The sequence below is a fragment of the Pseudomonas sp. Tri1 genome (assembly GCF_017968885.1).
Taxonomy (GTDB): domain Bacteria; phylum Pseudomonadota; class Gammaproteobacteria; order Pseudomonadales; family Pseudomonadaceae; genus Aquipseudomonas.
In genome coordinates this window covers 4,955,762-4,981,473 of the sequence record NZ_CP072913.1, presented here as the reverse complement: position 1 = coordinate 4,981,473, position 25,712 = coordinate 4,955,762, and the positions used below count along the sequence as shown (strand labels likewise).

The window sequence follows — 25,712 nt, the reverse complement described above, 5'->3', positions numbered from 1 at the left end:
GTTCGGGCAATTAGCCGGCACACTAGCTGCAAGCCTATAGACCTTCAAGCATCAAAAAGAACTTTGCTTATTCCAATTTTTTAAACAGCGCGTTCCCGCAACGGGAGCAAAAAGCGGCGCCCTGCTCGTGGTTGTTCTTACTGCACACCGGGCAATCGTGCTTGAGCTGATCACCGCGCATGGCCGTGGCCAGTTCGGCGGTAAAGATCCCCGTTGGTACGGCGATGATCGAGTAACCGGTGATCATCACCAGCGACGACACCACTTGGCCCAGTGGTGTCTTGGGCACGATGTCGCCGAAGCCCACCGTGGTCAGTGTCACGATAGCCCAATAGATGCCCTTGGGGATGCTGGTGAAGCCATTGCCAGGGCCTTCGATGACATACATCAGCGTGCCGAATACCGTCACCAGGGTCGAGACGCTGACCAGGAACACGATGATTTTCTGCTTGCTGCCCCGTAGCGCCGCCAACAGGTAGTTGGCCTGCTTGAGGTAGGGGCTGAGCTTGAGCACCCGGAAAATCCGCAGCATACGGATGATTCGAATGATCAGCAGGTACTGGGCGTCGCTGTAATACAACGCCAGGATGCCCGGCACGATCGCCAGCAGATCCACCAGGCCGTAGAAGCTGAAGGCATAGCGCAGGGGCTTGGGCGAGCAGTACAGGCGCAGGCCGTACTCGACGATGAAGATGAAAGTGAAACCCCATTCAATGGCGGCCAGCAGGGGCGCGTAGTTTTTGTGCACGCTGTCGATGCTGTCGAGCATCACGATCACAAGGCTGGCGAGGATGATCAACAACAGGGCGCTGTCAAAGCGCCGGCCGGCCACCGTGTCGCTCTGGAAAATCATGACGTAGAGCCGTTCACGCCAATTGTTGCTGCTGTCCATAACCGTCGCCTGAATCAGAATCAGCGAAGCCTAGGGTGATTGCCCCGCAGAGCGCAAGGCGCAGCGTCGAGGCTGGCTTGGTGCCACGCGCGACCGGTGGCCTGGATCAGCCAGCAGGCGAGGATGAACGGTGCAGTCAACGGTGCCAGGCCCAGGGCGGTAAAGCCGGGGGCCAGCAGCAGTGCCAGAAGTACACCGGCCAGCGGCAGCCATGGCTGGCGTCGCTGTTGGCTCAAGGCCAGGGCCACCAGGGCCGGGTTGTAGCCGCCCAATCCCGACAGGGCTTGCGCGGTGTCGTGATGTAACAAGGTAAATGCAAGACCTGCGGCCGAACCGAACAGGGCCCAGCCGAGGGCGCGCCGGTTGGCGATCAGCAAGCCCGTAGCGATCAGCGCTCCGGCCACCGGCTGGCCGAGAAACATGACCTGGCCCAGTCCGCTCAGATGCGCGGCCAGCAGGTTGGGCATGGTCATTTCTATCGACGTGGGCGTGGATTGTGGCGCGGTGAAACTCAACAGCAACCAGCCCAACCCGACGAAGGGGGCGGTGTAGGCCGACAGGCATCGCGGGCCACGGGTGCGCTTGAGCCATTGCTGGGTCAGCATCGCGCTGAGACCCGCGCAGGCGATGATCAACGGCGGCAATAACGCTGACCAGGGCAGGGCAAGGCTCAACAGCAACCCCAGCAGGATGCCGTTGTAGCTGAACAGCCCAGCCTGCCGATCCGCCTTGGCGTAACCGCGCCGCTGGGCCGTGAGCAACCCGGCCACGCCCCCCAGCAACGCCCCGCCGAACAAGGCCGGGGCGCTGAACAGAATCGCTAGCAGGCACAGCAGACCACACAGCGGATGGCGCTGGAGGAAGATCTGGCTGAAGCCGTTGAGCAGGGCGTTGGCCCAGTCGGGGCAGTGGGGGTTGGGCATGGTTGGTATGTCTGATGGACCGAGTCGACTTCATCGCGAGCAAGCTCGCTCCCACACAGGATTTGCGGGGTTCACACCCCCCCTGTGGGAGCGAGCTTGCTCGCGATGGGGCCAGTACAGGCGCTAAAGCAACGTCTCAATGCGCAACGAATTGGTCGACCCCGGTTGCCCGAACGGCACGCCCGCCGTGATCAGCAAGGTATCGCCACGCTGGGCCATGCCCTGGGCCTGGGCGATTTCCAGGGCGGTGGAGCACACCTCATCGACCTGGCGCAGCCGATCGTTGACCACCGAGTGCACGCCCCAGGCCACGGTCAGGCGGCGGGCGGCTTGCAGGTTCGGCGTGAGGTTGAGGATCGGCGCCGTCGGCCGTTCCCGCGCCGCTCGCAAACTGGAGCTGCCCGATTCGCTGTAGTTCACCAGCACCGCCACCGGCAGGATGCTGCTGATCCGGCGGATGGCGCAACTGATGGCGTCCGACACCGTGGCTTCGGCTTTCGGCCGGCTCACGTCCAGTTGCGACTGGTAATCGGGGCCGTTTTCCACCTGGCGGATGATCTTGCTCATCATCTGCACGGCTTCGAGCGGGTAATCACCGGAGGCGGTTTCCGCCGACAGCATCACTGCGTCAGCACCCTCGGCCACGGCGTTGGCCACGTCGGTAACTTCCGCACGGGTCGGCGCCGGGGAGAAACGCATCGACTCGAGCATCTGGGTCGCCACCACCACCGGTTTGCCGAGGGCACGACAGGTACCGATGATGTTTTTCTGGATCTGCGGCACGCTCTCGGCGGGTACCTCGACCCCCAAGTCACCGCGAGCGACCATGATCGCGTCGCTCAATTCGGCGATTTCCCGCAGCTGGGTCACCGCCGATGGCTTCTCGATCTTCGCCATCAGGAACGCCTTGTCGCCGATCAGCGCCCGGGCTTCGCGGATGTCCTCGGGGCGCTGCACGAACGACAGCGCCACCCAGTCCACACCTAGCGCCAGGCCGAAGCTCAAGTCGCGACGGTCCTTGGCGGTCAGCGGGCTCAAGTCGAGCAGCGCTTGAGGCACGTTCACCCCTTTGCGGTCCGACAGTTCGCCGCCATTGAGCACTTCGGTGTCGATGGCGTCGCGATGTTTGGCTATCACCCGCAGGCGCAGCTTGCCGTCGTCCAGCAGCAGGTCCATGCCGGGCTCCAGGGCCGCAATGATTTGCGGGTGAGGCAGGTTGACCCGATGTTGATCACCGGGCGTCGGGTCCAGGTCCAGGCGCAGGGCCTGGCCCCGTTGCAGCAGGACCTTACCGTTGGCGAACCGGCCGACCCGCAGCTTCGGGCCTTGCAGGTCCATGAGGATACCCAGCGGGTAATTGAGCTGCTGCTCGACTTCGCGAATCCACTGGTAGCGTTGGGCGTGGTCGGCATGCTCGCCGTGGCTGAAGTTCAGGCGAAAGATGTTCACGCCGGCCTGTACCAGCTCACGGATATCATCGATGCCGCGGGTGGCGGGGCCGAGGGTCGCGAGGATCTTGACCTTTTTGTCAGGCGTCATGTTTGGGGTTCTCGAGGATCAGGATGGCGCGAAAGTCGTTGACGTTGGTACGGGTCGGCTCGGTGACGATCAACCCATCCAGCGCGGCGAAGTAGCCATACCCGTTGTTGTTATCCAGCTCGTCGCTGGCGCTCAGGCCCAGTTCGATAGCGCGGTGATAGCTGTCCGGGGTCATGAGGGCACCGGCGTTGTCTTCGGAACCGTCGATGCCGTCCGTGTCGCCAGCCAGCGCGTAGATGCCGGGGTGGCCCTTGAGGCTGTCGGTCAGGCTCAGCAGGAATTCGGCGTTGCGCCCGCCACGGCCATTGCCGCGCACGGTGACGGTGGTTTCGCCACCGGACAGGATCACGCACGGCGCTGCCAGGGGCTGGCCGTGGTGGGCGATTTGCCGGGCGATGCCGGCGTGGACTTTCGCTACTTCCCGGGATTCGCCTTCCAGGTCGCCGAGGATCAACGGGCTGAAACCGGCCTGACGGGCTTTCACCGCTGCCGCTTCCAGTGATTGCTGCGGGCGGGCGATCAGCTGGAAGTGGCTGTGGGCCAGGCCCGGGTCGCCGGGTTTGACGGTTTCCGATTCGGGGCTTTGCAACCACTGCCGCACCGAGGCTGGTACCTCGATGTGGTAGCGCTTGAGGATCGCCAGGGCTTCGGCCGATGTGCTGGGATCAGCCACGGTAGGGCCGGAGGCGATGACCGTGGCGAGGTCACCCGGTACGTCGGAGATCGCGTAGGTATAGACCGTTGCCGGCCAGCAGGCTTTGCCCAGGCGCCCGCCCTTGATCGCCGAGAGATGCTTGCGCACGCAATTCATCTCGCCGATGGATGCGCCGGACTTGAGCAAGGCTTTGTTGATCGATTGCTTGTCACCCAGGGTGATGCCTTCGGCTGGCAAGGCGAGCAGGGCAGAACCGCCGCCGGACAGCAGGAAGATGACGCGGTCGTCTTCGCGCAGATCGCTGACCATTGCCAATACCCGCCGGGCCACGGCCAGGCCGGCGGCGTCAGGCACCGGGTGAGCGGCCTCGACCACTTCGATTTTCTGACAGGGTGCGCCATGGCCGTAGCGAGTCACCACCAGGCCAGAGACTTCGCCCTGCCAGCAGCGCTCGACCACTTGGGCCATGGCGGCGGCGGCCTTGCCGGCACCGATAACGATTACCCGGCCGCTGCGGTCGCTGGGCAGATAGGGTTCAAGGATGTGCTGCGGATGGGCCGCGTCGATGGCTGTGGCAAACAGCTCGCGCAGCAATTGTTGCGGATCGACCGACATGGCGGGCTCCCGATTTTTATTCTTAGCGTTGATGCGGACCCTGTGGGAGCGAGCTTGCTCGCGATAGCGGTGGCCCAGTCAACATCGTTGTTGAATGTAAAACCGCTATCGCGAGCAAGCTCGCTCCCACAGGGGGTAGTGCAGGGCTTATTTGTCGCGGATGGAAAAATTGGCCATATGCTCCAAGCCCTTGATCAACGCCGAGTGGTCCCAATTGCTGCCACCAATGGCCGCGCAGGTGCTGAACACTTGCTGGGCGCTGGCGGTGTTGGGCAGGTTGATGTTCAGTTCCTTGGCGCCTTGCAGGGCCAGGTTCAGGTCTTTCTGGTGCAGGCTGATGCGAAAGCCCGGATCGAAGGTGCCCTTGATCATGCGCTCACCATGCACTTCCAGGATCTTCGACGAAGCGAAGCCGCCCATCAGTGCTTCGCGGACCTTGGCCGGGTCGGCACCGTTTTTCGCGGCGAACAACAAGGCTTCGGCCACGGCCTGGATGTTCAGGGCGACGATGATCTGATTCGCCACTTTGGCGGTCTGGCCGTCGCCGTTACCGCCCACCAGGGTGATGTTCTTGCCCATGGCCTGGAACAGCGGCAGGGCGCGCTCGAAAGCGGCGCTGTCGCCACCGACCATGATGCTCAGGGTCGCGGCCTTGGCGCCGACTTCACCGCCGGACACCGGGGCGTCGAGGTACTGCGCGCCTTTTGCATTGATCTTCGCCGCGAACGCCTTGGTGGCGGTGGGGGAGATCGAACTCATGTCGATCACCACTTTGCCAGCCCCCACACCAGCCGCGACGCCGTCGGCACGGAACAACACATCGTCGACCTGCGGAGTGTCCGGGACCATGACGATGATGAACTCGGCTTCCTGGGCCACTTCCTTCGGGTTGGCCAACGCCACTGCGCCGCCGGCCAGCAGATCGGCCGGAGCCGCGTCGTGGTGCTGGGACAGGAACACGCTGTGCCCGGCCTTTTGCAGGTTCAGGGCCATGGGGTGGCCCATGATGCCGGTGCCGATGAATCCGATTTTAGCCATGGGAAAATCCTCTTGTTTTTATCGCTGTTTCAAGCAAATGGGGAACTGCTTTTCTGTGGGAGCGAGCTTGCTCGCGATGACGGTTTTACCTTCAACAAAGAGGTTGGCTGGACCGCCGTTATCGCGAGCAAGCTCGCTCCCACAGGGGGAAATCGGGTCAGATCGCGTTATGGGTTTTCAACCAGCCCAATCCCGCTTCGGTGCTGGTCAGCGGCTTGTACTCGCAGCCGACCCAACCCTGGTAGCCGATGCGGTCCAGGTGTTCGAACAGGAAGCGATAGTTGATTTCGCCTGTGCCTGGCTCGTTGCGGCCTGGGTTATCTGCCAGTTGCACGTGGTTGATCTCGTTCAGGTGCGTCGACAGAGTCCGGGCCAGGTCACCTTCCATGATCTGCATGTGGTAGATGTCGTACTGCAGGAACAGGTTGGCGCTGCCCACTTGCTCGCGGATCGACAGGGCCTGGGCGGTGTTGTTCAGGTAGAAGCCGGGGATGTCGCGGGTGTTGATGGCTTCCATCACCAGCTTGATGCCTTTGGCCTGCAGCTTTTCGGCGGCGTACTTCAGGTTGGCGACGAAGGTTTTCTCCACCAGGGCCGCATCGCAGTTCTGCGGACGAATCCCGGCCAGGCAGTTGACCTGGGTGTTGCCCAGTACTTTGGCGTAGGCGATCGCCAGGTCGACACCAGCGCGGAACTCCTCGACCCGGTCCGGTAGGCAGGCGATACCACGTTCGCCCTTGGCCCAGTCGCCGGCCGGAAGGTTGAACAGCACCTGGGTCAGGCCATTGGCGTCGAGCAACGCCTTGAGTTCGGCAGAGCTGTAGTCGTAAGGGAACAGGTATTCGACACCTGTGAAACCGGCCTTGGCGGCGGCTTCAAAACGGGCGAGGAAATCCAGCTCGGTGAACAGCATGGACAGGTTGGCTGCAAAGCGTGGCATGGTGGTCTCCTGTAAATAGTTGGCAGGCCCCTGTGGGAGCGAGCTTGCTCGCGATAGCGGTGTGTCTGCTTGCATCCATGTTGAATGTAGCGCCGTCATCGCGAGCAAGCTCGCTCCACAGGAGTGCGTCGGCATTCAATCGAGCAACGAAATCGCGGTCGGTGCATCGTTGCCCACCAGCGCCAGGTCTTCGAACTCGTTGACGGCGTTGATCTCGGTGCCCATGGAGATATTGGTGACCCGCTCCAGGATGATCTCGACAATCACCGGCACCTTGAATTCCTCGATCATCGCCTGGGCCTTGCGCAGCGCCGGTTGGATGCCAGACGGCTCGAACACCCGCAGCGCCTTGCAGCCCAGGCCTTCGGCCACGGCAATGTGGTCCACGCCATAGCCGTTGAGTTCCGGGGCGTTGAGGTTGTCGAAGGACAGCTGCACGCAGTAGTCCATGTCGAACCCGCGCTGGGCCTGGCGAATCAGCCCCAGGTAGGAGTTGTTCACCACGACGTGGATGTACGGCAGCTTGAACTGCGCACCCACCGCCAGCTCTTCAATCATGAACTGGAAATCATAGTCACCCGACAACGCCACGACCTGGCGGCTCGGATCGGCCTTGACCACCCCCAGCGCGGCCGGAATGGTCCAGCCCAACGGTCCGGCCTGGCCGCAGTTGATCCAGTGGCGCGGCTTGTACACATGGAGGAACTGCGCCCCGGCGATCTGCGATAGGCCGATGGTGCTGACGTAGCAGGTGTCCTTGCCGAACACCTGGTTCATTTCTTCGTACACCCGCTGTGGCTTGACCGGCACGTTGTCGAAGTGGGTCTTGCGCTGCAGGCTGGCCTTGCGTTGCTGGCAGTCCTGCAGCCAGGCGCTGCGGTTCTTCAACTTACCGGCGGCTTGCCACTCACGGGCCACGTCGATGAACACCGCCAGGGCCGAAGCAGCATCGGAAACGATGCCCAGGTCGGGCGTGAACACGCGACCGATCTGGGTTGGCTCGATGTCCACGTGAATGAACCTGCGGCCTTCGGTGTAGACCTCCACCGAGCCGGTATGACGGTTGGCCCAGCGGTTGCCGATACCCAGCACCAGGTCCGACTTGAGCAACGTGGCGTTGCCGTAGCGATGGGAGGTTTGCAGGCCGACCATGCCGACCATCAGTGGGTGATCGTCGGGGATGGTGCCCCAGCCCATCAATGTCGGGATGACTGGGATGCCGGTCAGCTCGGCGAACTCCACCAGCAGCTCGCTGGCATCGGCATTGATGATGCCGCCGCCGGCCACCAGCAATGGCCGCTCAGCCTGATTAAGCATCGCCAGGGCTTTCTCTATCTGCACGCGGTTGGCCGCGGGTTTGGCCAGGGGCAGTGGTTGGTAGGCGTCGATGTCGAATTCGATCTCGGCCATCTGCACATCGAACGGCAGGTCGATCAGCACCGGGCCCGGCCGGCCGGAGCGCATTTCATAGAAGGCTTTCTGGAATGCGTACGGCACCTGGCCCGGCTCCAGCACGGTGGTCGCCCACTTGGTCACCGGCTTGACGATGCTGGTGATGTCCACAGCCTGGAAATCTTCCTTGTGCATACGAGCGCGGGGCGCTTGCCCGGTGATGCACAGGATCGGGATCGAATCGGCCGAGGCGCTGTAGAGCCCGGTCACCATATCGGTGCCGGCCGGGCCCGAGGTGCCGATGCACACACCGATGTTGCCGGCTTTGGTGCGGGTGTAGCCCTCGGCCATGTGCGAGGCGCCTTCAACGTGGCGAGCGAGGACGTGATCGATGCCGCCCACCTTTTGCAGGGCAGAGTACAGCGGGTTGATCGCTGCACCCGGGATGCCGAAGGCGGTGTCCACGCCTTCACGGCGCATCACCAGGACGGCGGCTTCGATTGCTCTCATTTTGCTCATGGTTTTGTGCCTCTTACGTTTTGTAATTGTATACAAGTGGCTTTTCACAGAGTGTATTCATGGCTAACGGCACAGGTCAATCCATTTTCTCAAGCGGCTGTTTCATTCGTCAGAGGCTGGGAATTCTGTGGTATTTCGTCGATTATTGACTAAGTGCGAATTTATTGTATACAAAATTGTAGTTTTATGTGCTCTATTTGTGTGCTCAGTTTTCTGAGAAGTGACACCCGCAAGGCCTCTCTCATCACAAAAGAAGGACAGCCCCATGAGTGCTCTAACCTTGAAAGTCGCCGTCAACCTGGCAGGACAAGCCCTCGCCGCAGGCCGTGAAATCAGCGCGGCCCCATTGACCGTCGCGGTCCTGGACAGCGGCGGACACCTGATTGCCTTGCAGCGCGAAGACGGCGCTAGCCTGCTTCGCCCACAGATCGCCATCGGCAAGGCCTGGGGCGCCATCGCCTTGGGCAAAGGCTCACGCCTGCTGGCCCAGGACGCCCAGCAACGCCCGGCGTTCTTTGCGGCTTTGAATGGGCTGGGGCAGGGCAGCGTTGTACCGGCACCGGGTGGGGTGTTGATCAGGGATCAGGATGGGAGGGTGTTGGGGGCGATTGGTGTCAGTGGGGATGTTTCGGATGTGGATGAGCAGGTGGCAGTCAGGGCGGTGGAGGCGGTGCAGTTGAGGGCGGATGTGGGGGGAGCTTGAATTTGTGGTGATTGATCAACCGCCATCGCGAGCAAGCTCGCTCCCACAGGGTTCTGCAGTGTACCCGGATTTCGCGAACAAACCGGAACCCCTTGTGGGAGCGAGCTTGCTCGCGATGGCGATAGACCAGACACATACAGCTAAAAAGTCCTCCTTCGATCAAGCATTCAGTGATCTAGCCTTTCATGACCTGACTATCAAGGAGGCAACGGAATGCCTGATTTACCCGCTTCACATCGTTTGCGCATTGGCCGCTACGGTGAGTTGAATCGAATCTATTTGCTGACCACCAACACAATCGACCGAAGACCTGTTTTTCAGGAGTTCGCCCTGGGTAGATTGGTTGTTGATCAGTTTCGGCATGCCCAGGAAAAGGAGTGGGCCAAATCGTTGGCGTGGGTGGTCATGCCTGATCATTTCCATCGGTTGATAGAACTTCAGCAGAGTTCGCTGAATGAGTTGATGCAAAAGACCAAATCCTTAAGCACTCGGGCAGTGAATCTATCCTCAGGCCGCAGCGGTAGCTTATGGCAGCAGGGATACCATGATCGAGCCCTGCGCCGGGAAGAAGATCTGGTAGTCCTGGCTCGGTATGTCGTGGCAAATCCGCTGCGGGCTGGTCTGGTCAAACGATTTGGCGACTATCCACTGTGGGATGCCATTTGGGTTTGATCCGTAACCGAGTTGCCTTCATCGCGAGCCTGCTCGCGATTGAAGACGACGCGGTCTCAAACTAGCGATCCACCTCACACCCCTTCAACACCAACCGGATAATCGTCTGCGCCGCCGCTTCATAATCCGCTTCATCGAGCTTCTCCTTGCCGGTCACCGCCGAGATCTGCCAATCGAAGTCGGCGTAGGTCTGGGTCGCGGCCCAGATGCTGAACATCAGGTGGTTGGGGTCGATGGGGGCGATCTGGCCGCGGTCGATCCAGGTCTGGATGCAGTCGATGTTGTGCCGGGCCTGGCCGTTGAGTTGCTCCACCAGGTCGGGGCTCAGGTGTGGGGCACCGTGCATGATTTCACTGGCGAAGACTTTCGAGGCGAAGGGCAGGTCGCGGGAGATGCGGATCTTGGAGCGGATGTAGTGGCTCAGCACCTCACCCGGCACGCCGTCGGCATTGAACGGCGTCGAAGCCTGGAGGATCGGCTCGATGATACTTTCCAGGACCTCGCGGTAGAGGTTTTCCTTGGACTTGAAGTAGTAATAGACGTTGGGTTTGGGCAGGCCGGCCTTGGCCGCGATGTCGCTGGTCTTGGTCGCGGCGAAGCCCTTGTCGGCAAATTCCTCGCTGGCGGTACGCAGGATCAATGCTTTGTTGCGCTCGCGGATTGTGCTCATAAACCCAGGGGTTCCTTGCCTGTTCTGGCGGTGGCGCATGGTAGCACCGGCCTCGCGCAGCGCTCAAGAATGCCCCCATGGCACCGCCGCTCGCGGTATGCTGCGCGGCATTATTATTCAAGGAGCCCCTCCATGGCCGGAAGCAGTTTGCTGGTGCTGATCGACGATATCGCCACTGTGCTCGACGATGTAGCGTTGATGACCAAAATGGCCGCCAAGAAAACCGCCGGCGTGCTCGGCGATGACCTGGCGCTCAATGCCCAGCAAGTCTCTGGTGTGCGTGCCGAGCGGGAGCTGCCAGTGGTCTGGGCGGTGGCCAAGGGTTCGTTTATCAACAAGTTGATCCTGGTGCCATCGGCACTGGCGATCAGCGCCTTCGTGCCCTGGCTGGTGACGCCACTGTTGATGGTAGGTGGCGCCTACCTGTGTTTCGAAGGGTTCGAAAAACTGGCCCACAAGTTCCTCCACAGCCCGGCCGAAGACGAGGCCGAACATGCACAACTGGTCGAGGCCGTGGCTGATCCGGCGGTCGATCTGGTGGCGTTTGAAAAGGACAAGATCAAAGGTGCGGTGCGCACCGACTTCATTCTGTCAGCGGAAATCATCGCCATTACCCTCGGCACCGTCGCCGATGCAGCACTGACCCAGCAAGTCATCGTTTTGTCGGGTATTGCCATCGTCATGACCATTGGTGTCTATGGCCTGGTGGCCGGGATCGTCAAGCTCGATGACCTGGGGCTGTGGCTGACGCAGAAGCCAGGTCAGGCCGCCAAAAGCATTGGCGGCGCTATCCTGCGTGCCGCACCCTACATGATGAAAAGCCTGTCGGTGATCGGCACGGCGGCGATGTTCCTGGTGGGCGGCGGCATCCTGACCCATGGCGTACCGGTGGTGCATCACTGGATCGAGGCTGTGGCGGCCAGTGCCGGCGGTGCCGGGTTTATCGTGCCGATGTTGCTCAACGCGGTGGCGGGGATTGTCGCGGGGGCAGCGGTGTTGGTGGGTGTGCTGGCGGTCGGCAAAATCTGGAAGGCGCTGAAAGGCTGAGACGGCAACACATAACAACTGTGGGAGCGAGCTTGCTCGCGATGAGGGGCTGACATTCAACATCTGCGTTGACTGACAGGCCGCTATCGCGAGCAAGCTCGCTCCCACATTGGTTTCAGGTGTATCGGGTGTTACTCGGCTATCTGCAACTTACGCGACTCGGTGTACACGTAGCGCACCTTCTCGTACTCGAACGGCGAGTTCAGTTGGCCATAGCGGAAGCTGGTCTGGTAGCGCTTGTCCACGGCGCGCAGGAACAACAGTTCCGGGTGGTTGCCGCTGACTTCGGAAACGTTCAGGTAGTTGATCGCCGATTCGGCCGTGTAGTCCACCAGCAAGCCTGAGGTGTCGCGCAGGTTCGAAGGGCCGAAGATCGGCAGTACGAAGTACGCGCCGCCGGGTACGCCGTAGAAACCCAGGGTCTGGCCGAAGTCTTCGCTCTGGCGCGGCAGGCCCATGGCGGTGGCCGGGTCCCACAGGCCGGCAATGCCAATGGTGGTGTTGAGCAGCAGTCGCGCCGTGGTTTCCATCGAACGCTTGCCCTTGAATTGCAGCAGGCTGTTCATCAGGTTCGGCACATCCCCAAGGTTATTGAAGAAGTTGCTCACTCCGGTGCGCACGAAGCTTGGGGTGATGTATTGGTAGCCATCAACGACGGGCAGGAACACCCATTGGTCGAAGCGGTAGTTGAAGTGGTAGACCCGGCGGTTCCAGGATTCCAGCGGGTCATAGACGTTCAGGGCGTTGAGGGTCGAGCGCTCGAATTCGCGCTGGTCCAGGCCCGGGTTGAACTTGAGTTTGCTCAACGGTTCCTTGAAACCATCGGAGTCCACCACCACCGGTGCATTGGCCTTGCTGTTATCAGCCTGGACCAGGCCGGCACTCATTAACGCGGCGATAAGCAGGAGATATTTAGCCACGGAAGAACTCCAGCATGGCGTCGCTGTTGACGCGGTAGTTAAGGTTGCCGCAGTGGCCGCCCAATGGATAAACCGTCAGGCGGTCGCCAAAGGTCTTGCGCAGGAAGCCCAGGTCACCCGGGCCGAGAATGACGTCGTCGGCGTTGTGCATGACGGCAATCTTCGGGCTGGCCTGCAGGTAATCCTTCAGCGCATACAGGCTGACCTGGTCGACCAGTTGCAACAGGCTGCCGCCGTCAGTGCGCGCACGCCACATCGGGATCACCTGCTCGGTCAGGTAGCAGTCGAAGTCGCATTGCAGCGCGCGCTTGAGAAACGGTGTCAGGCTGGTGCTTTCGGTGATCGGGAATTTCGGGGGGATGATCAGGCCGCGACGGTTGATCAGGTCCGAGGTGAACGCGATGTCGGCTGCCGAGAAACGGAACGAGGTGCCGATCACCATTGCCATCTGCTCGTTGCTCAGGTGTTGCTTGGACTGCTGGAAGTCGTAGAGCAGGGCATCGTTGAGGTCGATGTAGCCTTTTTGCTGGAAGTAGCGCGTCAGCTTGTTCAGCACCAGCTCATAGAAGGTAGTGGTGTTGTTGATGCCCTTGACCTCGGTCTGGACCAGTTTGTCCAGGTTGGTGATCGAGGTGTAGAGGTTCACCGGTGGGTTGAGCAACAGCACTTTCTTGAAGTTGAAACTGCGCCGGGTTTCATCCAGGTGCGCGACGAAGGCTGCGTCCAGGGCGCCGAGGCTGTAGCCAGTGAGGTAATACTCGGTCACCGGCAGTTTCGGGTTCTGCGCCCGCACGGCCTGCATCACCCGGTACATGTCTTCGGCATCTTCCTTGGAAATGCCCGGCGTGGCGAAGCGCGAAGCGGCACTCATGAAGTCGAAGCTGGTGGGCGATGACAGCTGCACCACGTGGTAGCCGGCCTTGTAGTAGAGCCGCTTGAGGTATTCATTGATGCTACTGTCAAAGCGCGCACCGGTGCCGGCGATCAGGAAAATCAGCGGCGCGGGTTTGTCCTGGGTAGCCATGCGGTAGGTGAGGCTTTTCACCGGCCAGAAGTTGTCCGGCAAGATGAACTCACGTTCCGGGCGCAGAGTCAGGCTGTGGTCGGCCTGGTTGATGTCCTCGATCAGCGGCAGCTCCGGGCGCAGGTCCGGCGGCGTGGTGGCGATAGTCGCCTCGAACGGGTTGGTCAACGGGTAGCCATAGCTGGCGGCGTCAATATCTGCCGCCAGCGCGGACGCACTCAGGATAAGGCCGCCGATGAGGGCAGCGAAGCGCAAGGAACGGAGCATGACGAAATCCCTAAGAGGAAGGTGCCGAATGAGGTTCGCAGGCTATGACCACCGAAGCAGAGCCAAGTGCCATGACGTATACAAAACAGGCGCGGACGGGGCGCGATAGTAGCGGGACGATACACGTTCGCGCATGGTCGCGGCTAGATATCTAGTGGTTGCCTGTTTCAGGCATGCAAGGTTCGGGCGGGATTTGCGATGGCAACACCTTAAATCGCCTGCTGGCTTTCTGATGTCGTTTCTCGTTGCCTCAACGTCGCAGACAGAGCAGGTTCCAGATCAGCGCAGGTTGATGATCGACGGGTCAGTACTCCACTGGCGTTCGAACCGGTTTGCAGGCGAGCGTGATGGGGGCGCTGTGCACCATAACAATACGTTGACGCCGCCCGGCATCCGTCGGGCGCAGCACTTTCGGGGAAGTAACGATGAAGATGCGACGACTCTTGGGCGCAGGTGCCGCACTGGTACTGGCGATCAGCTCCACCGTGGCCAGCGCCGAAACCAAAACCCTGAGCATCGGTTACGTTGACGGCTGGTCCGACAGCGTTGCGACCACTCACGTGGCAGCCGAAGTCATCCAGCAGAAACTCGGCTATGACGTGAAGCTGCAGGCCGTCGCGACCGGGATCATGTGGCAAGGCGTGGCCACCGGTAAGCTCGACGCGATGCTCTCGGCCTGGTTGCCAGTCACCCACGGTGACTACTGGGCCAAGAACAAGGATCAGGTGGTCGATTACGGCCCCAACTTCAAGGATGCGAAAATCGGCTTGATCGTGCCTGAGTACGTCAAGGCCAAGTCGCTCGAAGACCTGAAGACCGACGACTCCTTCAAGAAACGCATCGTGGGTATCGACGCCGGTTCAGGCGTTATGCTCAAGACCGAGCAGGCCATCAAGGATTACGACCTGACCGGGTATCAACTCAAGGCCAGTTCCGGCGCCGGCATGATTGCCGAGCTGACCCGTGCCGAGAAGAAAAACGAATCCATCGCCGTCACCGGTTGGGTGCCGCATTGGATGTTCGCCAAGTGGAAACTGCGCTTCCTGGAAGACCCGAAAGGTGTCTACGGCGCGGCTGAAACCGTGAACAGCATCGGCAGCAAGGGCCTGGAGGCCAAAGCGCCGGAAGTGGTCGCGTTCCTGAAGAAATTCCAATGGGCTTCGAAAGACGAAATCGGCGAAGTCATGCTGGCGATCCAAGAGGGCGCCAAGCCTGAAGCCGCTGCCAAGGATTGGGTCGCCAAGCACCCGGACCGCGTGAAGGAGTGGACCGGCAAGTAATCGGTCTGGTTTAACTTTCTCGAAAAACCGCATGACGTTGCGTCATGCGGTTTTTTTGTGCCTGCAATTCCCAAGTGCATGCAAATCCCCTGTGGGAGCGGGCTTGCTCGCGAAGGCGGTGTATCAGCCAGCAATTGATTCACAGGCAGATCGCATTCGCGAGCAAGCCCGCTCCCACAGGGGAATTAAATGATAAATGTGCGGAAAACTGGCAAAACCGTCATGTCGTTCTAATACTAAGGTCGTCTGGAACCTGGCCTGCAGCCGCATAGAGTAGGGTCGTTCCAATTAAATCTGTGCTGCGAGGATAAAAACAATGAACGACAGCATTTACCTCTCGATTCAAAACAGCCCGCGCTTCAAGGAGCTGGTGAGAAAAAGGGAAAAGTTCGCCTGGATTCTCTCGGCGATCATGCTAGGGCTGTATTCCGGCTTCATTCTTCTGATCGCCTACGGGCCACACATTCTCGGGGCCAAGATCACGCCTGAGTCCACCATCACCTGGGGCATTCCCATCGGTGTCGGCCTGATTGTCTCGGCCTTCGTCCTGACCGCTATTTACGTGCGACGCGCCAACGGCGAGTTCGACGACCTGAACAATGCGATTCTCAAGGAGGCTCAGCAATGATCCGGCGTCTACTGGCTCTATTGAGCATCGCAGCGTTCGCTCCGGGCGCCTGGGCGGCTGAAGCCCTGACCGGTGCCGTGCAGAAACAACCCCTCAACGTCTCGGCCATCGTCATGTTCGTGGCCTTCGTCGGCGCGACCCTGTGCATCACTTACTGGGCGTCCAAGCGTAACAAGTCGGCGGCCGACTACTATGCGGCGGGCGGGCGGATCACCGGTTTCCAGAATGGCCTGGCCATTGCCGGGGACTACATGTCGGCGGCGTCCTTCCTGGGGATTTCCGCCCTGGTGTTCGCCTCCGGCTACGACGGTCTGATCTACTCGATCGGCTTCCTGGTGGGCTGGCCGATCATTCTGTTCCTGATCGCCGAGCGCCTGCGGAACCTGGGTAAATACACCTTTGCCGACGTGGCGTCCTATCGCCTGGGGCAAACCCAGATCCGCAGTCTGTCGGCCTGTGGCTCGCTGGTCGTGGTGGCGTTCTACCTGATCGCGCAAATGGTCGGTGCCGGCAAGCTGATCCAGCTGCTGTTCGGCCTGGACTATCACGTCGCGGTGATCCTGGTGGGTATCCTGATGTGCCTCTACGTGCTGTTCGGTGGCATGCTGGCGACCACTTGGGTACAGATCATCAAGGCGGTGCTGTTGCTGTCGGGTGCTTCGTTCATGGCCCTGATGGTCATGAAGCACGTCAACTTCGACTTCAACATGCTGTTTGCCGAAGCGGTCAAGGTGCACCCTAAAGGCGAGGCGATCATGAGCCCTGGCGGCTTGGTGAAGGATCCGATCTCGGCCTTCTCCCTGGGCTTGGCGTTGATGTTCGGTACTGCTGGCCTGCCACACATCCTGATGCGTTTCTTCACCGTGAGTGATGCCAAGGAAGCGCGCAAGAGCGTGCTGTATGCCACTGGTTTCATCGGCTACTTCTACATCCTGACCTTTATCATCGGCTTCGGCGCGATCCTGTTGGTCAGCACCAACCCGGCCTTCAAGGACGCGGCAGGTGCCTTGCTCGGTGGCAACAACATGGCGGCGGTGCACCTGGCCAACGCCGTGGGCGGCAGTATCTTCCTGGGCTTCATCTCGGCCGTAGCGTTCGCCACCATCCTGGCGGTGGTAGCAGGCCTGACCCTGGCCGGTGCCTCGGCGGTGTCCCATGACCTGTATGCCAGCGTGATCAAGAAAGGCAAGGCCAACGAGAAGGACGAGATTCGCGTGTCGAAAATCACCACCATCGCCCTGGCGGTGCTGGCGATCGCCCTGGGAATCCTGTTCGAGAAGCAGAACATCGCGTTCATGGTGGGCCTGGCGTTCTCCATCGCGGCGAGCTGCAACTTCCCGGTACTGCTGCTTTCGATGTACTGGAAGAAGCTGACCACCCGTGGCGCCATGATTGGCGGCTGGCTGGGCCTGGTCAGTGCCGTGGGCCTGATGGTGCTGGGTCCGACCATCTGGGTGCAGATCATGGGTCACGAGAAGGCGATCTTCCCGTATGAATACCCTGCGCTGTTCTCGATGGCGATTGCCTTCGTCGGCATCTGGTTCTTCTCCATCACCGACAAGTCGGCTGAAGGCGCAAACGAGCGGGCGCTGTTCTTCCCGCAGTTCGTGCGTTCGCAGACTGGCCTGGGGGCGAGTGGGGCGGTTAACCATTGATGTTGCGGTAAGTGCTTGAAGAAATACCCCGGTCGAGAGGCTGGGGTATTTTTTTTGTGCCGGGTTTAAGGGGGGGGGCAGGGCTGCCGCCATCGCGAGCAAGCTCGCTCCCACAGGGGATCTGCAGTGAACGCGGGGTCTGTGTTCAAAACAGGTCAACTGTGGGGGAGCGAGCTTGCTCGCGATGGCGTCGGGCCTGTCAATGCCGCTTCTGGATCAGATGAAAAGAGGCACAAACAAAACAGCCCCTGCTCTTATATAAGAAGCAGGGGCTGTTTCGGTGCAGCTTAAGACGTTACTGCAAGGCAGGCCTTACTTGCGGTCTTCCAGCTTGGTGATGTCACGCGACTCGTAGCCGGTGTACAGCTGGCGCGGACGGCCGATCTTGTACGGGCTGGAGAGCATTTCTTTCCAGTGGGAGATCCAGCCCACGGTCCGCGCCAGGGCGAAGATCACGGTGAACATGCTGGTTGGAATGCCGATCGCCTTGAGGATGATCCCCGAGTAGAAGTCGACGTTCGGGTACAGCGAGCGCTCGATGAAGTACGGGTCGGTCAGGGCGATCTCTTCCAGGCGCATGGCCAGTTCGAGTTGCGGATCGTTCTTGATCCCCAGTTCCTTGAGCACTTCGTCGCAAGTCTGCTTCATGACGGTGGCGCGCGGGTCGCGGTTCTTGTAGACCCGGTGGCCGAAGCCCATCAGCTTGAACGGATCGTTCTTGTCCTTGGCCTTGGCGATGAACTTGTCGATGTTCGAGACATCGCCGATTTCATCGAGCATGGTCAGTACCGCTTCGTTGGCACCGCCGTGGGCCGGGCCCCAGAGTGCAGCGATACCGGCGGCGATGCAGGCGAACGGGTTGGCACCCGAGGAGCCGGCCAGGCGCACGGTGGACGTGGAGGCGTTCTGCTCGTGGTCGGCATGGAGGATGAAGATCCGGTCCATGGCCTTGGCGAGCACCGGGCTGATCGGTTTGATCTCGCACGGGGTGTTGAACATCATATGCAGGAAGTTTTCTGCATAGGTCAGGTCGTTGCGCGGGTACATCATGGGCTGGCCCATGGAGTACTTGTAGACCATGGCTGCCAGGGTTGGCATCTTCGCCACCAGGCGGATCGCGGAGATTTCGCGATGCTGGGGGTTATTGATGTCCAGGGAGTCGTGGTAGAAGGCCGAGAGGGCGCCGACAACGCCGCACATGACGGCCATCGGGTGAGCATCGCGACGGAAACCGTTGAAGAAGGTCTTCAACTGCTCGTGAACCATGGTGTGGTTCTTCACGGTGCTGACGAACTGGGCCTTTTGCTCTGCGGTTGGCAGCTCGCCGTTGAGCAGCAGGTAGCAGGTTTCCAGGTAGTCCGATTTTTCAGCCAGTTGCTCGATCGGGTAGCCGCGGTGCAGCAGGATGCCGTTGTCGCCGTCGATATAGGTGATTTTCGACTCGCACGAAGCGGTCGACATGAAACCTGGGTCAAAGGTGAAACGGCCCGTGGCCGTCAGGCCCCGTACGTCGATTACATCGGGACCAACGGTGCCGGTTAAAATGGGCAGCTCGACGGGGGCTGCGCCCTCGATGATCAACTGCGCTTTTTTGTCAGCCATGTGGCCTCCTATTAATGCTTGAAATCATCAGACAGACCCCCCACGCAGGGCCCGCACCACTATAGTGAGATAAATCCGAATGTCAATTTGCCTAAAGTCTTGCTCCAGAAGGCTTTAACCGGACTTTTTCCGCGAAATTACCTGCCGTTTACGCCTTTTGCCGGATATGTGCAATGCGCTATTAGGGGAAGGTGAACGCGTTGTCATTAGTAGCCTAACTGTCTATACTCGGCCACCGACCGCCAGGGGCTTTTGGGCCTGCTTTCTTGGGGGTCGTCACTCCCTGGGTGGTGAGTACCTGACCAGTGCGCGCCCCAACAACTTTGCCCTGATTGTTAGGGGCTCTTCAGTGTGAAAAAAAGCCGTGAAAAGCCAACGACCTGTAAACCTAGACCTAAGGACCATCAAACTCCCAGTCACTGCTTACACGTCCATTCTTCACCGAATTTCCGGTGTCATTCTCTTCGTCAGCCTGGCCATCATGCTTTATGCATTGGACAAGTCGCTCGACTCGGAAGAAGGCTTCGGTCAGGTGAAAGCGTGTCTGACCAGTCCGCTAGCCAAGCTAGTGATTTGGGGCATCCTGTCCGCCTTGCTGTATCACTTGGTCGCCGGTGTGCGCCACTTGATCATGGACATGGGCATCGGTGAGACGCTGGAAGGCGGCAAGCTGGGCTCAAAAATCATTATCGCCGTGTCTGCGGTGTTGATCGTTCTGGCAGGAGTCTGGATATGGTAACCAACGTCACGAACCTTTCACGTTCGGGCCTCTATGACTGGATGGCGCAGCGTGTGTCTGCGGTCGTTCTCGCGGCTTACTTCATTTTCCTGATCGGATATGTCGTAGCAAACCCAGGCCTGGGCTATGCCCAATGGCATGAACTGTTCGCAAACAACTGGATGCGTATCTTCAGTCTGCTGGCACTTGTCGCACTGGGCGCTCACGCCTGGGTCGGCATGTGGACCATCGCGACCGACTACCTGACGCCGATGGCGTTTGGCAAGTCGGCGACTGCCGTACGTTTCCTCTTCCAGGCAGTATGCGGCGTTGCGATGTTCGCTTACTTCGTCTGGGGTGTGCAGATTCTCTGGGGTATCTGATCCATGGCTAACATTCCAACGATTTCTTTCGACGCCATCATCATTGGTGGTGGCGGTGCCGGCATGCGCGCAGCGCTGCAGCTGGCGCAGGGCGGTCACAAGACTGCCGTGATCACCAAGGTTTTCCCGACCCGTTCGCACACTGTGTCCGCCCAGGGCGGCATCACCTGCGCCATCGCTTCGGCCGACCCGAACGATGACTGGCGCTGGCACATGTACGATACCGTCAAGGGTTCCGACTACATCGGTGACCAGGACGCTATCGAATACATGTGTCAAGAAGGCCCGGCTGCGGTGTTCGAGCTGGACCACATGGGTATGCCATTCTCGCGTACCGAGCAAGGTCGTATCTACCAGCGTCCGTTCGGTGGCCAGTCCAAGGACTACGGCAAGGGCGGCCAGGCTGCGCGTACTTGCGCGGCGTCCGACCGTACCGGTCACGCGCTGCTGCACACCCTTTACCAGGGCAACCTGAAAGCCGGTACCACGTTCCTGAACGAGTACTACGCCGTTGACCTGGTGAAGAACCAGGACGGCGCCTTCGTCGGTGTGATCGCGATCTGCATCGAAACCGGCGAGACCACCTACATCCGCGCCAAGGCTACCGTGCTGGCGACCGGCGGTGCTGGCCGTATCTACGCCTCCACCACCAACGCCCTGATCAACACCGGTGACGGTGTCGGCATGGCCCTGCGTGCTGGCGTGCCAGTCCAAGACATCGAAATGTGGCAGTTCCACCCGACCGGCATCGCCGGCGCCGGTGTACTGGTAACCGAAGGTTGCCGTGGTGAAGGTGGTTACCTGATCAACAAGCACGGCGAGCGTTTCATGGAGCGTTATGCTCCGAACGCCAAGGACCTTGCCGGTCGTGACGTGGTTGCCCGTTCGATGGTGAAAGAAATCATCGCTGGCAACGGTTGCGGTCCGAATGGCGACCACGTGATGCTCAAGCTCGACCACCTGGGTGAGGAAGTGCTGCACAGCCGCCTGCCAGGCATCTGCGAGCTGTCGAAGACCTTCGCTCACGTCGACCCAGTTGTCGCGCCGGTTCCGGTCGTTCCAACCTGCCACTATATGATGGGCGGCGTTGCCACCAACATTCACGGCCAGGCGATCACCCAGAACGCCGAAGGCGTGGACGAAATCATCCCTGGCCTGTTCGCAGTGGGTGAAGTGGCTTGCGTATCGGTCCACGGTGCCAACCGCCTGGGCGGCAACTCGCTGCTCGACCTGGTGGTCTTCGGTCGTGCTGCCGGCCTGCACCTGGAAAAAGCGCTGTCCGACGGTATCGAATATGACGATGCCACCGACGCCAACATCGAAGCTGCCCTGGCGCGTCTGTCCGCTCTGAACGAGCGTACCGAAGGCGAAGACGTGGCGACCCTGCGTCGCGAGTTGCAAAACTGCATGCAGAACTACTTCGGTGTGTTCCGTACCGGCGAATACATGCAGAAAGGTATCGCCCAGCTGGCGCAATTGCGTGAACGAATCGCCAACGTGAAGATCAACGATAAGTCGCAGGCGTTCAACACTGCCCGTATCGAAGCGCTGGAATTGCAGAACCTGCTGGAAGTGGCCGAAGCCACAGCCATCGCCGCAGAAGTGCGTAAAGAGTCCCGTGGCGCTCACGCCCGCGAAGACTTCGAGGACCGTGACGACGAAAACTGGCTGTGCCACACCTTGTACTTCCCGGGTGAGAAACGCGTCGCCAAGCGTGCCGTGAACTTCTCGCCGAAGACTGTTCCGACTTTCGAACCAAAAGTCCGGACTTATTAAGGGTGACCGCTATGTTGCAAGTCAGTGTTTATCGCTACAACCCTGATCAGGACGCTGCGCCGTTCATGCAGGATTTCCAGGTCGATACCGGTGGTAAAGACCTGATGGTGCTGGACGTGCTGGCCCTGATCAAAGAGCAGGACGAGGGTTTCTCCTATCGTCGCTCTTGCCGCGAGGGCGTTTGCGGCTCCGACGGCATGAACATCAACGGCAAGAATGGCCTGGCCTGCATCACGCCACTGTCTGCCGTGGTCAAGGGCAACAAGCTGATCGTTCGTCCGCTGCCAGGTTTGCCGGTTATTCGTGACCTGGTCGTCGATATGAGCATCTTCTACAAGCAATACGAGAAGGTGAAGCCATTCCTGCAGAACGACACGCCGGCTCCGGCCATCGAGCGTCTGCAGACTCCAGAAGAGCGTGAGAAGCTCGATGGTCTGTACGAGTGCATCCTGTGCGCCTGCTGCTCGACCTCGTGCCCATCGTTCTGGTGGAACCCGGACAAATTCCTGGGCCCGGCCGCCCTGCTGCAAGCTTATCGCTTCCTGGCAGACAGCCGTGACACCAAGACGTCCGAGCGTCTGGCTTCGCTGGATGACCCGTTCAGCGTGTTTCGCTGCCGCGGGATCATGAACTGCGTCAACGTTTGTCCAAAAGGCCTGAACCCGACTAAGGCCATCGGTCACATTCGTAACATGCTGCTGCAAAGCGGCGTTTGATTCAGCTGCTGTACCCGTAGGACCGTTGTACCCGTAAAGGCCAGGGCGCGGGCTTCAACCCGCGTCAGGGCTATAACCAGAACAGTCGCTCACAAAGCGGCAGTTCTTATTTTGAAGAAATGAGACAAGCAGGGGCATCCGGGCTGGTACCCGGACTATCAGCGTGATCCTAAGTGGCTTGTTTTAGTCGCTGCACTCGGACTTCTGCAAGTTTGCTCGGTGTTTTCGCCGGTGGTGTTCCCCTAATCGAGGGTGACCAAGCATGCAAGAAAGCGTGATGCAGCGCATGTGGAACAGTGCCCACCTCTCCGGTGGTAACGCTGCCTATGTGGAAGAGCTCTACGAGCTCTACCTGCACGACCCTAACGCTGTGCCAGAAGAATGGCGCACCTACTTTCAGAAGTTGCCGGCTGACGGTAACTCTGCCACTGATGTTTCGCACTCGACGATTCGCGATCATTTCGTGCTGCTGGCAAAGAACCAGCGCCGCGCTCAACCGGTGTCTGCCGGCAGCGTGAGCAGCGAGCACGAGAAGAAGCAAGTTGAAGTGCTGCGACTGATCCAGGCCTACCGGATGCGTGGCCACCAGGCAGCCCAGCTTGACCCGCTGGGGCTGTGGCAGCGTCCTGCACCTGCAGACCTGTCGATCACTCACTACGGCTTGACCAATGCCGATCTTGATACGACCTTCCGTGCCGGCGACCTGTTCATCGGCAAAGAGGAAGCGAGCCTACGCGAAATTCACGAAGCGTTGCAGCAGACATATTGCCGCACCATCGGCGCTGAATTCACGCACATCACCGATTCCGAGCAGCGCCAGTGGTTCCAGCAGCGTCTGGAAAGCGTTCGTGGCCGTCCGACGTACTCCGCCGACATCAAGAGCCACTTGCTCGAGCGCGTTACCGCCGGTGAAGGCCTGGAGAAATACCTGGGTACCAAATACCCGGGCACCAAGCGTTTCGGCCTGGAAGGCGGCGAAAGCCTGATTCCGATGCTCGACGAGCTGATCCAGCGTTCCGGTTCCTACGGCACCAAGGAAGTTGTCATCGGCATGGCCCACCGTGGTCGCCTGAACGTGCTGGTCAACACCTTCGGCAAGAACCCGCGTGAGCTGTTCGACGAGTTCGAAGGCAAGAAGAAGGTCGAGCTGGGCTCCGGTGACGTGAAATATCACCAGGGTTTCTCGTCCAACGTGATGACCACAGGTGGCGAAGTGCACCTGGCCATGGCCTTCAACCCATCCCACCTGGAAATCGTTTCCCCAGTGGTCGAGGGTTCGGTCCGTGCCCGTCAGGATCGTCGCAACGACCCGACCGGTGAAAAAGTCCTGCCGATTTCCATCCACGGTGACGCGGCATTCGCCGGTCAAGGCGTGGTCATGGAAACCTTCCAGATGTCGCAGACCCGCGGTTTCAAGACCGGCGGCACCGTGCACATCGTGATCAACAACCAGGTCGGTTTCACCATCAGCAACCCGCTGGACTCGCGTTCCACCGAGTACGCAACCGACGTCGCGAAAATGATCCAGGCGCCGATTCTCCATGTGAATGGCGATGACCCGGAAGCCGTGCTGTTCGTGACCCAGTTGGCCATTGATTACCGCATGCAGTACAAGCGTGACGTGGTGATCGACCTGGTCTGCTACCGTCGTCGCGGCCACAACGAGGCCGATGAGCCTAGCGGCACCCAGCCTTTGATGTACCAGCAGATCGCCAAGCAGCGCACTACCCGTGAGCTGTATGCCGAGCGCCTGACCCAAGGCGGCGTGCTGGATGCAGAGCGCGTCCAGGAAAAAGTCGATGAATATCGCAATGCCCTGGACAACGGCCTGCATGTTGTAAAAAGCCTGGTCAAAGAGCCGAACAAAGAGCTGTTCGTGGACTGGCGTCCGTACCTGGGCCACGCCTGGACTGCGCGTCACGACACCCGTTTCGACCTCAAGACCTTGCAGGAACTGTCCGCCAAGCTGCTGGAGATTCCGGAAGGCTTCGTGGTCCAGCGCCAGGTCGCGAAAATCTACGAAGACCGGCAGAAGATGCAAGCCGGCGGCCTGCCGATCAACTGGGGTTACGCCGAAACCATGGCGTACGCGACCCTGGCGTTCGAAGGTCACCCGATTCGCATTACCGGTCAGGACGTAGGCCGCGGTACTTTCTCGCACCGCCACGCGGCGCTGCACAACCAGAAAGACGCCAGCACCTACATCCCGCTGCAGCACCTGTACAAAGGCCAGCCACGTTTCGACCTGTACGATTCGCTGCTGTCCGAGGAAGCCGTCCTGGCGTTCGAATATGGCTATTCCACCACCGAGCCGAATGCGCTGGTGATCTGGGAAGCCCAGTTCGGCGACTTCGCCAACGGTGCCCAGGTAGTTGTCGACCAGTTCATCACCAGCGGCGAGCACAAGTGGGGCCGTCTCTGCGGTCTGACCATGCTGTTGCCACATGGTTATGAAGGGCAGGGGCCGGAGCACTCTTCGGCACGTCTGGAGCGTTACCTGCAACTGTGTGCCGAGCACAACGTCCAGGTCTGCGTACCGACCACCCCGGCACAGATCTACCACCTGCTGCGTCGTCAGGTCATCCGTCCGCTGCGCAAGCCGTTGATCGTGCTGACACCGAAGTCGTTGCTGCGTCACAAACTGGCGATCTCCACGCTCGAGGATCTGGCCGAAGGCTCCTTCCAGACCGTCATTTCGGAAATCGACACCCTGGACGCGGCGAAGGTGACTCGCCTGATCCTGTGCAGCGGCAAGGTCTACTACGACCTGCTGGAAAAACGTCGTGCCGAAGGCCGCGAAGACATCGCCATCGTGCGTATCGAGCAGCTTTACCCGTTCCCGGAAGAAGACCTGATGGAGGCCATCGCGCCTTACACCAACCTCACCCACGTGGTGTGGTGTCAGGAAGAACCGATGAACCAAGGCGCGTGGTACAGCAGCCAGCATCACCTGCGTCGCAGCATTGGCAACCATAACAAGGCCCTGGGCCTGGAATATGCCGGCCGTGATGCTTCCGCTGCACCTGCGTGTGGTTATGCGTCGATGCACGCCGAACAGCAGGAAAAACTGCTGCAAGATGCCTTCACTGTTTAACGCCTTCGCGCTGACTGAAACCGAATTTTAAGGACCCACAGATA

At 60.2% G+C, this 25,712-nt stretch carries 22 protein-coding genes; 11 read left to right on the top strand and 11 right to left on the bottom strand.

The genetic code is table 11. The features are described 5' to 3' along the window. Positions 1–67 precede the first annotated feature (67 nt). From J9870_RS21495 to gcl, 7 genes are all read right to left on the bottom strand, one after another. Positions 68–892 (bottom strand): ion transporter, encoded by an 825-nt coding sequence (locus J9870_RS21495; protein ID WP_210639906.1) that lies wholly within the window; start codon positions 890–892, stop codon positions 68–70. 20 nt (positions 893–912) lie between these two features. Next, positions 913–1,815 (bottom strand): urea transporter, encoded by a 903-nt coding sequence (locus J9870_RS21490; RefSeq protein ID WP_210639905.1) that lies wholly within the window; start codon positions 1,813–1,815, stop codon positions 913–915. Between the two features lie 123 nt (positions 1,816–1,938). After that, positions 1,939–3,354: a pyruvate kinase gene (pyk, locus tag J9870_RS21485; RefSeq protein WP_210639904.1), complete on the bottom strand. Its 1,416-nt coding sequence runs from the start codon at positions 3,352–3,354 to the stop codon at positions 1,939–1,941. Beyond that, complete coding sequence (locus J9870_RS21480) at positions 3,344–4,624, bottom strand: glycerate kinase (protein WP_210639903.1); 1,281 nt, start codon at positions 4,622–4,624, stop codon at positions 3,344–3,346. Before J9870_RS21480 ends, pyk begins: the two co-directional genes overlap by 11 nt. 147 nt (positions 4,625–4,771) lie before the next feature. Beyond that, positions 4,772–5,662: a 2-hydroxy-3-oxopropionate reductase gene (locus J9870_RS21475; RefSeq protein WP_210639902.1), complete on the bottom strand. Its 891-nt coding sequence runs from the start codon at positions 5,660–5,662 to the stop codon at positions 4,772–4,774. Between the two features lie 157 nt (positions 5,663–5,819). Then, positions 5,820–6,602 carry a hydroxypyruvate isomerase gene (gene hyi / locus J9870_RS21470; RefSeq protein WP_210639901.1) on the bottom strand — a complete coding sequence of 261 codons (783 nt, stop codon included), beginning with the start codon at positions 6,600–6,602 and terminating at the stop codon, positions 5,820–5,822. A gap of 135 nt (positions 6,603–6,737) precedes the next feature. Next, positions 6,738–8,513, bottom strand: coding sequence for a glyoxylate carboligase (gene gcl / locus J9870_RS21465; RefSeq protein ID WP_210639900.1), 1,776 nt, complete (start codon positions 8,511–8,513; stop codon positions 6,738–6,740). A 265-nt stretch (positions 8,514–8,778) separates the two neighbouring features. Here gcl and J9870_RS21460 point away from each other — a divergent pair, with 265 nt between their 5' ends. Both J9870_RS21460 and J9870_RS21455 read left to right on the top strand, forming a co-directional pair. Next, a complete protein-coding gene (locus tag J9870_RS21460; protein WP_210639899.1) occupies positions 8,779–9,216 on the top strand; it encodes a heme-binding protein in 438 nt (145 codons plus the stop codon). Positions 9,217–9,429: 213 nt separating this feature from the next. Then, positions 9,430–9,888 carry a transposase gene (locus J9870_RS21455; RefSeq protein WP_210639898.1) on the top strand — a complete coding sequence of 153 codons (459 nt, stop codon included), beginning with the start codon at positions 9,430–9,432 and terminating at the stop codon, positions 9,886–9,888. A 61-nt stretch (positions 9,889–9,949) separates the two neighbouring features. On the opposite strand, the gene J9870_RS21450 is transcribed toward J9870_RS21455, so the two are convergent. Beyond that, on the bottom strand, positions 9,950–10,558 hold the full coding sequence (locus tag J9870_RS21450) for a TetR/AcrR family transcriptional regulator (RefSeq protein ID WP_210639897.1): 609 nt from the start codon (positions 10,556–10,558) through the stop codon (positions 9,950–9,952). 132 nt (positions 10,559–10,690) lie between these two features. Here J9870_RS21450 and J9870_RS21445 point away from each other — a divergent pair, with 132 nt between their 5' ends. After that, complete coding sequence (locus tag J9870_RS21445) at positions 10,691–11,605, top strand: DUF808 domain-containing protein (protein WP_210639896.1); 915 nt, start codon at positions 10,691–10,693, stop codon at positions 11,603–11,605. A 131-nt stretch (positions 11,606–11,736) separates the two neighbouring features. On the opposite strand, the gene J9870_RS21440 is transcribed toward J9870_RS21445, so the two are convergent. Both J9870_RS21440 and J9870_RS21435 read right to left on the bottom strand, forming a co-directional pair. Next, entirely contained in the window at positions 11,737–12,525 is a 789-nt protein-coding gene (locus J9870_RS21440) for a VacJ family lipoprotein (RefSeq protein WP_210639895.1), read from the bottom strand. Then, positions 12,518–13,816, bottom strand: coding sequence for a serine/threonine protein kinase (locus tag J9870_RS21435; protein WP_210639894.1), 1,299 nt, complete (start codon positions 13,814–13,816; stop codon positions 12,518–12,520). The genes J9870_RS21440 and J9870_RS21435 overlap by 8 nt, the downstream gene beginning before the upstream one ends. Positions 13,817–14,241: 425 nt before the next feature. Here J9870_RS21435 and J9870_RS21430 point away from each other — a divergent pair, with 425 nt between their 5' ends. The 3 genes from J9870_RS21430 (at position 14,242) to J9870_RS21420 (ending at position 17,379) form a co-directional block, all read left to right on the top strand. After that, positions 14,242–15,096: a glycine betaine ABC transporter substrate-binding protein gene (locus J9870_RS21430; RefSeq protein ID WP_210639893.1), complete on the top strand. Its 855-nt coding sequence runs from the start codon at positions 14,242–14,244 to the stop codon at positions 15,094–15,096. A 316-nt stretch (positions 15,097–15,412) separates the two neighbouring features. Then, positions 15,413–15,724, top strand: coding sequence for a DUF485 domain-containing protein (locus tag J9870_RS21425; RefSeq protein ID WP_003204445.1), 312 nt, complete (start codon positions 15,413–15,415; stop codon positions 15,722–15,724). Further along, a complete protein-coding gene (locus tag J9870_RS21420) occupies positions 15,721–17,379 on the top strand; it encodes a cation acetate symporter (protein ID WP_210639892.1) in 1,659 nt (552 codons plus the stop codon). The genes J9870_RS21425 and J9870_RS21420 overlap by 4 nt, the downstream gene beginning before the upstream one ends. A 312-nt stretch (positions 17,380–17,691) precedes the next feature. On the opposite strand, the gene gltA is transcribed toward J9870_RS21420, so the two are convergent. Continuing rightward, positions 17,692–18,981: a citrate synthase gene (gene gltA / locus J9870_RS21415; RefSeq protein ID WP_003172803.1), complete on the bottom strand. Its 1,290-nt coding sequence runs from the start codon at positions 18,979–18,981 to the stop codon at positions 17,692–17,694. A 364-nt stretch (positions 18,982–19,345) separates the two neighbouring features. Between gltA and sdhC the strand changes: the two genes are divergently transcribed. The 5 genes from sdhC to J9870_RS21390 all read left to right on the top strand — a co-directional run bounded on the left by sdhC (position 19,346) and on the right by J9870_RS21390 (position 25,668). Further along, positions 19,346–19,720: a succinate dehydrogenase, cytochrome b556 subunit gene (gene sdhC, locus J9870_RS21410; protein ID WP_003179220.1), complete on the top strand. Its 375-nt coding sequence runs from the start codon at positions 19,346–19,348 to the stop codon at positions 19,718–19,720. Further along, positions 19,714–20,082 (top strand): succinate dehydrogenase, hydrophobic membrane anchor protein, encoded by a 369-nt coding sequence (gene sdhD / locus J9870_RS21405; RefSeq protein WP_003204438.1) that lies wholly within the window; start codon positions 19,714–19,716, stop codon positions 20,080–20,082. Before sdhC ends, sdhD begins: the two co-directional genes overlap by 7 nt. 3 nt (positions 20,083–20,085) lie before the next feature. Further along, positions 20,086–21,858, top strand: a complete 1,773-nt coding sequence (sdhA, locus tag J9870_RS21400; RefSeq protein ID WP_063324841.1) for a succinate dehydrogenase flavoprotein subunit — start codon at positions 20,086–20,088, stop codon at positions 21,856–21,858. Positions 21,859–21,869: 11 nt separating this feature from the next. Next, the gene (locus tag J9870_RS21395; protein ID WP_003204434.1) at positions 21,870–22,574 is read left to right on the top strand and encodes a succinate dehydrogenase iron-sulfur subunit; all 705 of its coding nucleotides are present in this window, start codon (positions 21,870–21,872) and stop codon (positions 22,572–22,574) included. 262 nt (positions 22,575–22,836) lie between these two features. Beyond that, the gene (locus J9870_RS21390; RefSeq protein WP_122565957.1) at positions 22,837–25,668 is read left to right on the top strand and encodes a 2-oxoglutarate dehydrogenase E1 component; all 2,832 of its coding nucleotides are present in this window, start codon (positions 22,837–22,839) and stop codon (positions 25,666–25,668) included. Positions 25,669–25,712 lie beyond the last annotated feature (44 nt).

Excerpts from the sequence above, each read along its gene's own strand:
- J9870_RS21495 (WP_210639906.1), bottom strand. The coding sequence starts at position 892 with ATGGACAGCAGCAACAATTGGCGTGAACGGCTCTACGTCATGATTTTC.
- J9870_RS21490 (WP_210639905.1), bottom strand. The coding sequence starts at position 1,815 with ATGCCCAACCCCCACTGCCCCGACTGGGCCAACGCCCTGCTCAACGGC.
- pyk (WP_210639904.1), bottom strand. The coding sequence starts at position 3,354 with ATGACGCCTGACAAAAAGGTCAAGATCCTCGCGACCCTCGGCCCCGCC.
- J9870_RS21480 (WP_210639903.1), bottom strand. The coding sequence starts at position 4,624 with ATGTCGGTCGATCCGCAACAATTGCTGCGCGAGCTGTTTGCCACAGCC.
- J9870_RS21475 (WP_210639902.1), bottom strand. The coding sequence starts at position 5,662 with ATGGCTAAAATCGGATTCATCGGCACCGGCATCATGGGCCACCCCATG.
- hyi (WP_210639901.1), bottom strand. The coding sequence starts at position 6,602 with ATGCCACGCTTTGCAGCCAACCTGTCCATGCTGTTCACCGAGCTGGAT.
- gcl (WP_210639900.1), bottom strand. The coding sequence starts at position 8,513 with ATGAGCAAAATGAGAGCAATCGAAGCCGCCGTCCTGGTGATGCGCCGT.
- J9870_RS21460 (WP_210639899.1), top strand. The coding sequence starts at position 8,779 with ATGAGTGCTCTAACCTTGAAAGTCGCCGTCAACCTGGCAGGACAAGCC.
- J9870_RS21455 (WP_210639898.1), top strand. The coding sequence starts at position 9,430 with ATGCCTGATTTACCCGCTTCACATCGTTTGCGCATTGGCCGCTACGGT.
- J9870_RS21450 (WP_210639897.1), bottom strand. The coding sequence starts at position 10,558 with ATGAGCACAATCCGCGAGCGCAACAAAGCATTGATCCTGCGTACCGCC.
- J9870_RS21445 (WP_210639896.1), top strand. The coding sequence starts at position 10,691 with ATGGCCGGAAGCAGTTTGCTGGTGCTGATCGACGATATCGCCACTGTG.
- J9870_RS21435 (WP_210639894.1), bottom strand. The coding sequence starts at position 13,816 with ATGCTCCGTTCCTTGCGCTTCGCTGCCCTCATCGGCGGCCTTATCCTG.
- J9870_RS21430 (WP_210639893.1), top strand. The coding sequence starts at position 14,242 with ATGAAGATGCGACGACTCTTGGGCGCAGGTGCCGCACTGGTACTGGCG.
- J9870_RS21425 (WP_003204445.1), top strand. The coding sequence starts at position 15,413 with ATGAACGACAGCATTTACCTCTCGATTCAAAACAGCCCGCGCTTCAAG.
- J9870_RS21420 (WP_210639892.1), top strand. The coding sequence starts at position 15,721 with ATGATCCGGCGTCTACTGGCTCTATTGAGCATCGCAGCGTTCGCTCCG.
- gltA (WP_003172803.1), bottom strand. The coding sequence starts at position 18,981 with ATGGCTGACAAAAAAGCGCAGTTGATCATCGAGGGCGCAGCCCCCGTC.
- sdhD (WP_003204438.1), top strand. The coding sequence starts at position 19,714 with ATGGTAACCAACGTCACGAACCTTTCACGTTCGGGCCTCTATGACTGG.
- sdhA (WP_063324841.1), top strand. The coding sequence starts at position 20,086 with ATGGCTAACATTCCAACGATTTCTTTCGACGCCATCATCATTGGTGGT.
- J9870_RS21395 (WP_003204434.1), top strand. The coding sequence starts at position 21,870 with ATGTTGCAAGTCAGTGTTTATCGCTACAACCCTGATCAGGACGCTGCG.
- J9870_RS21390 (WP_122565957.1), top strand. The coding sequence starts at position 22,837 with ATGCAAGAAAGCGTGATGCAGCGCATGTGGAACAGTGCCCACCTCTCC.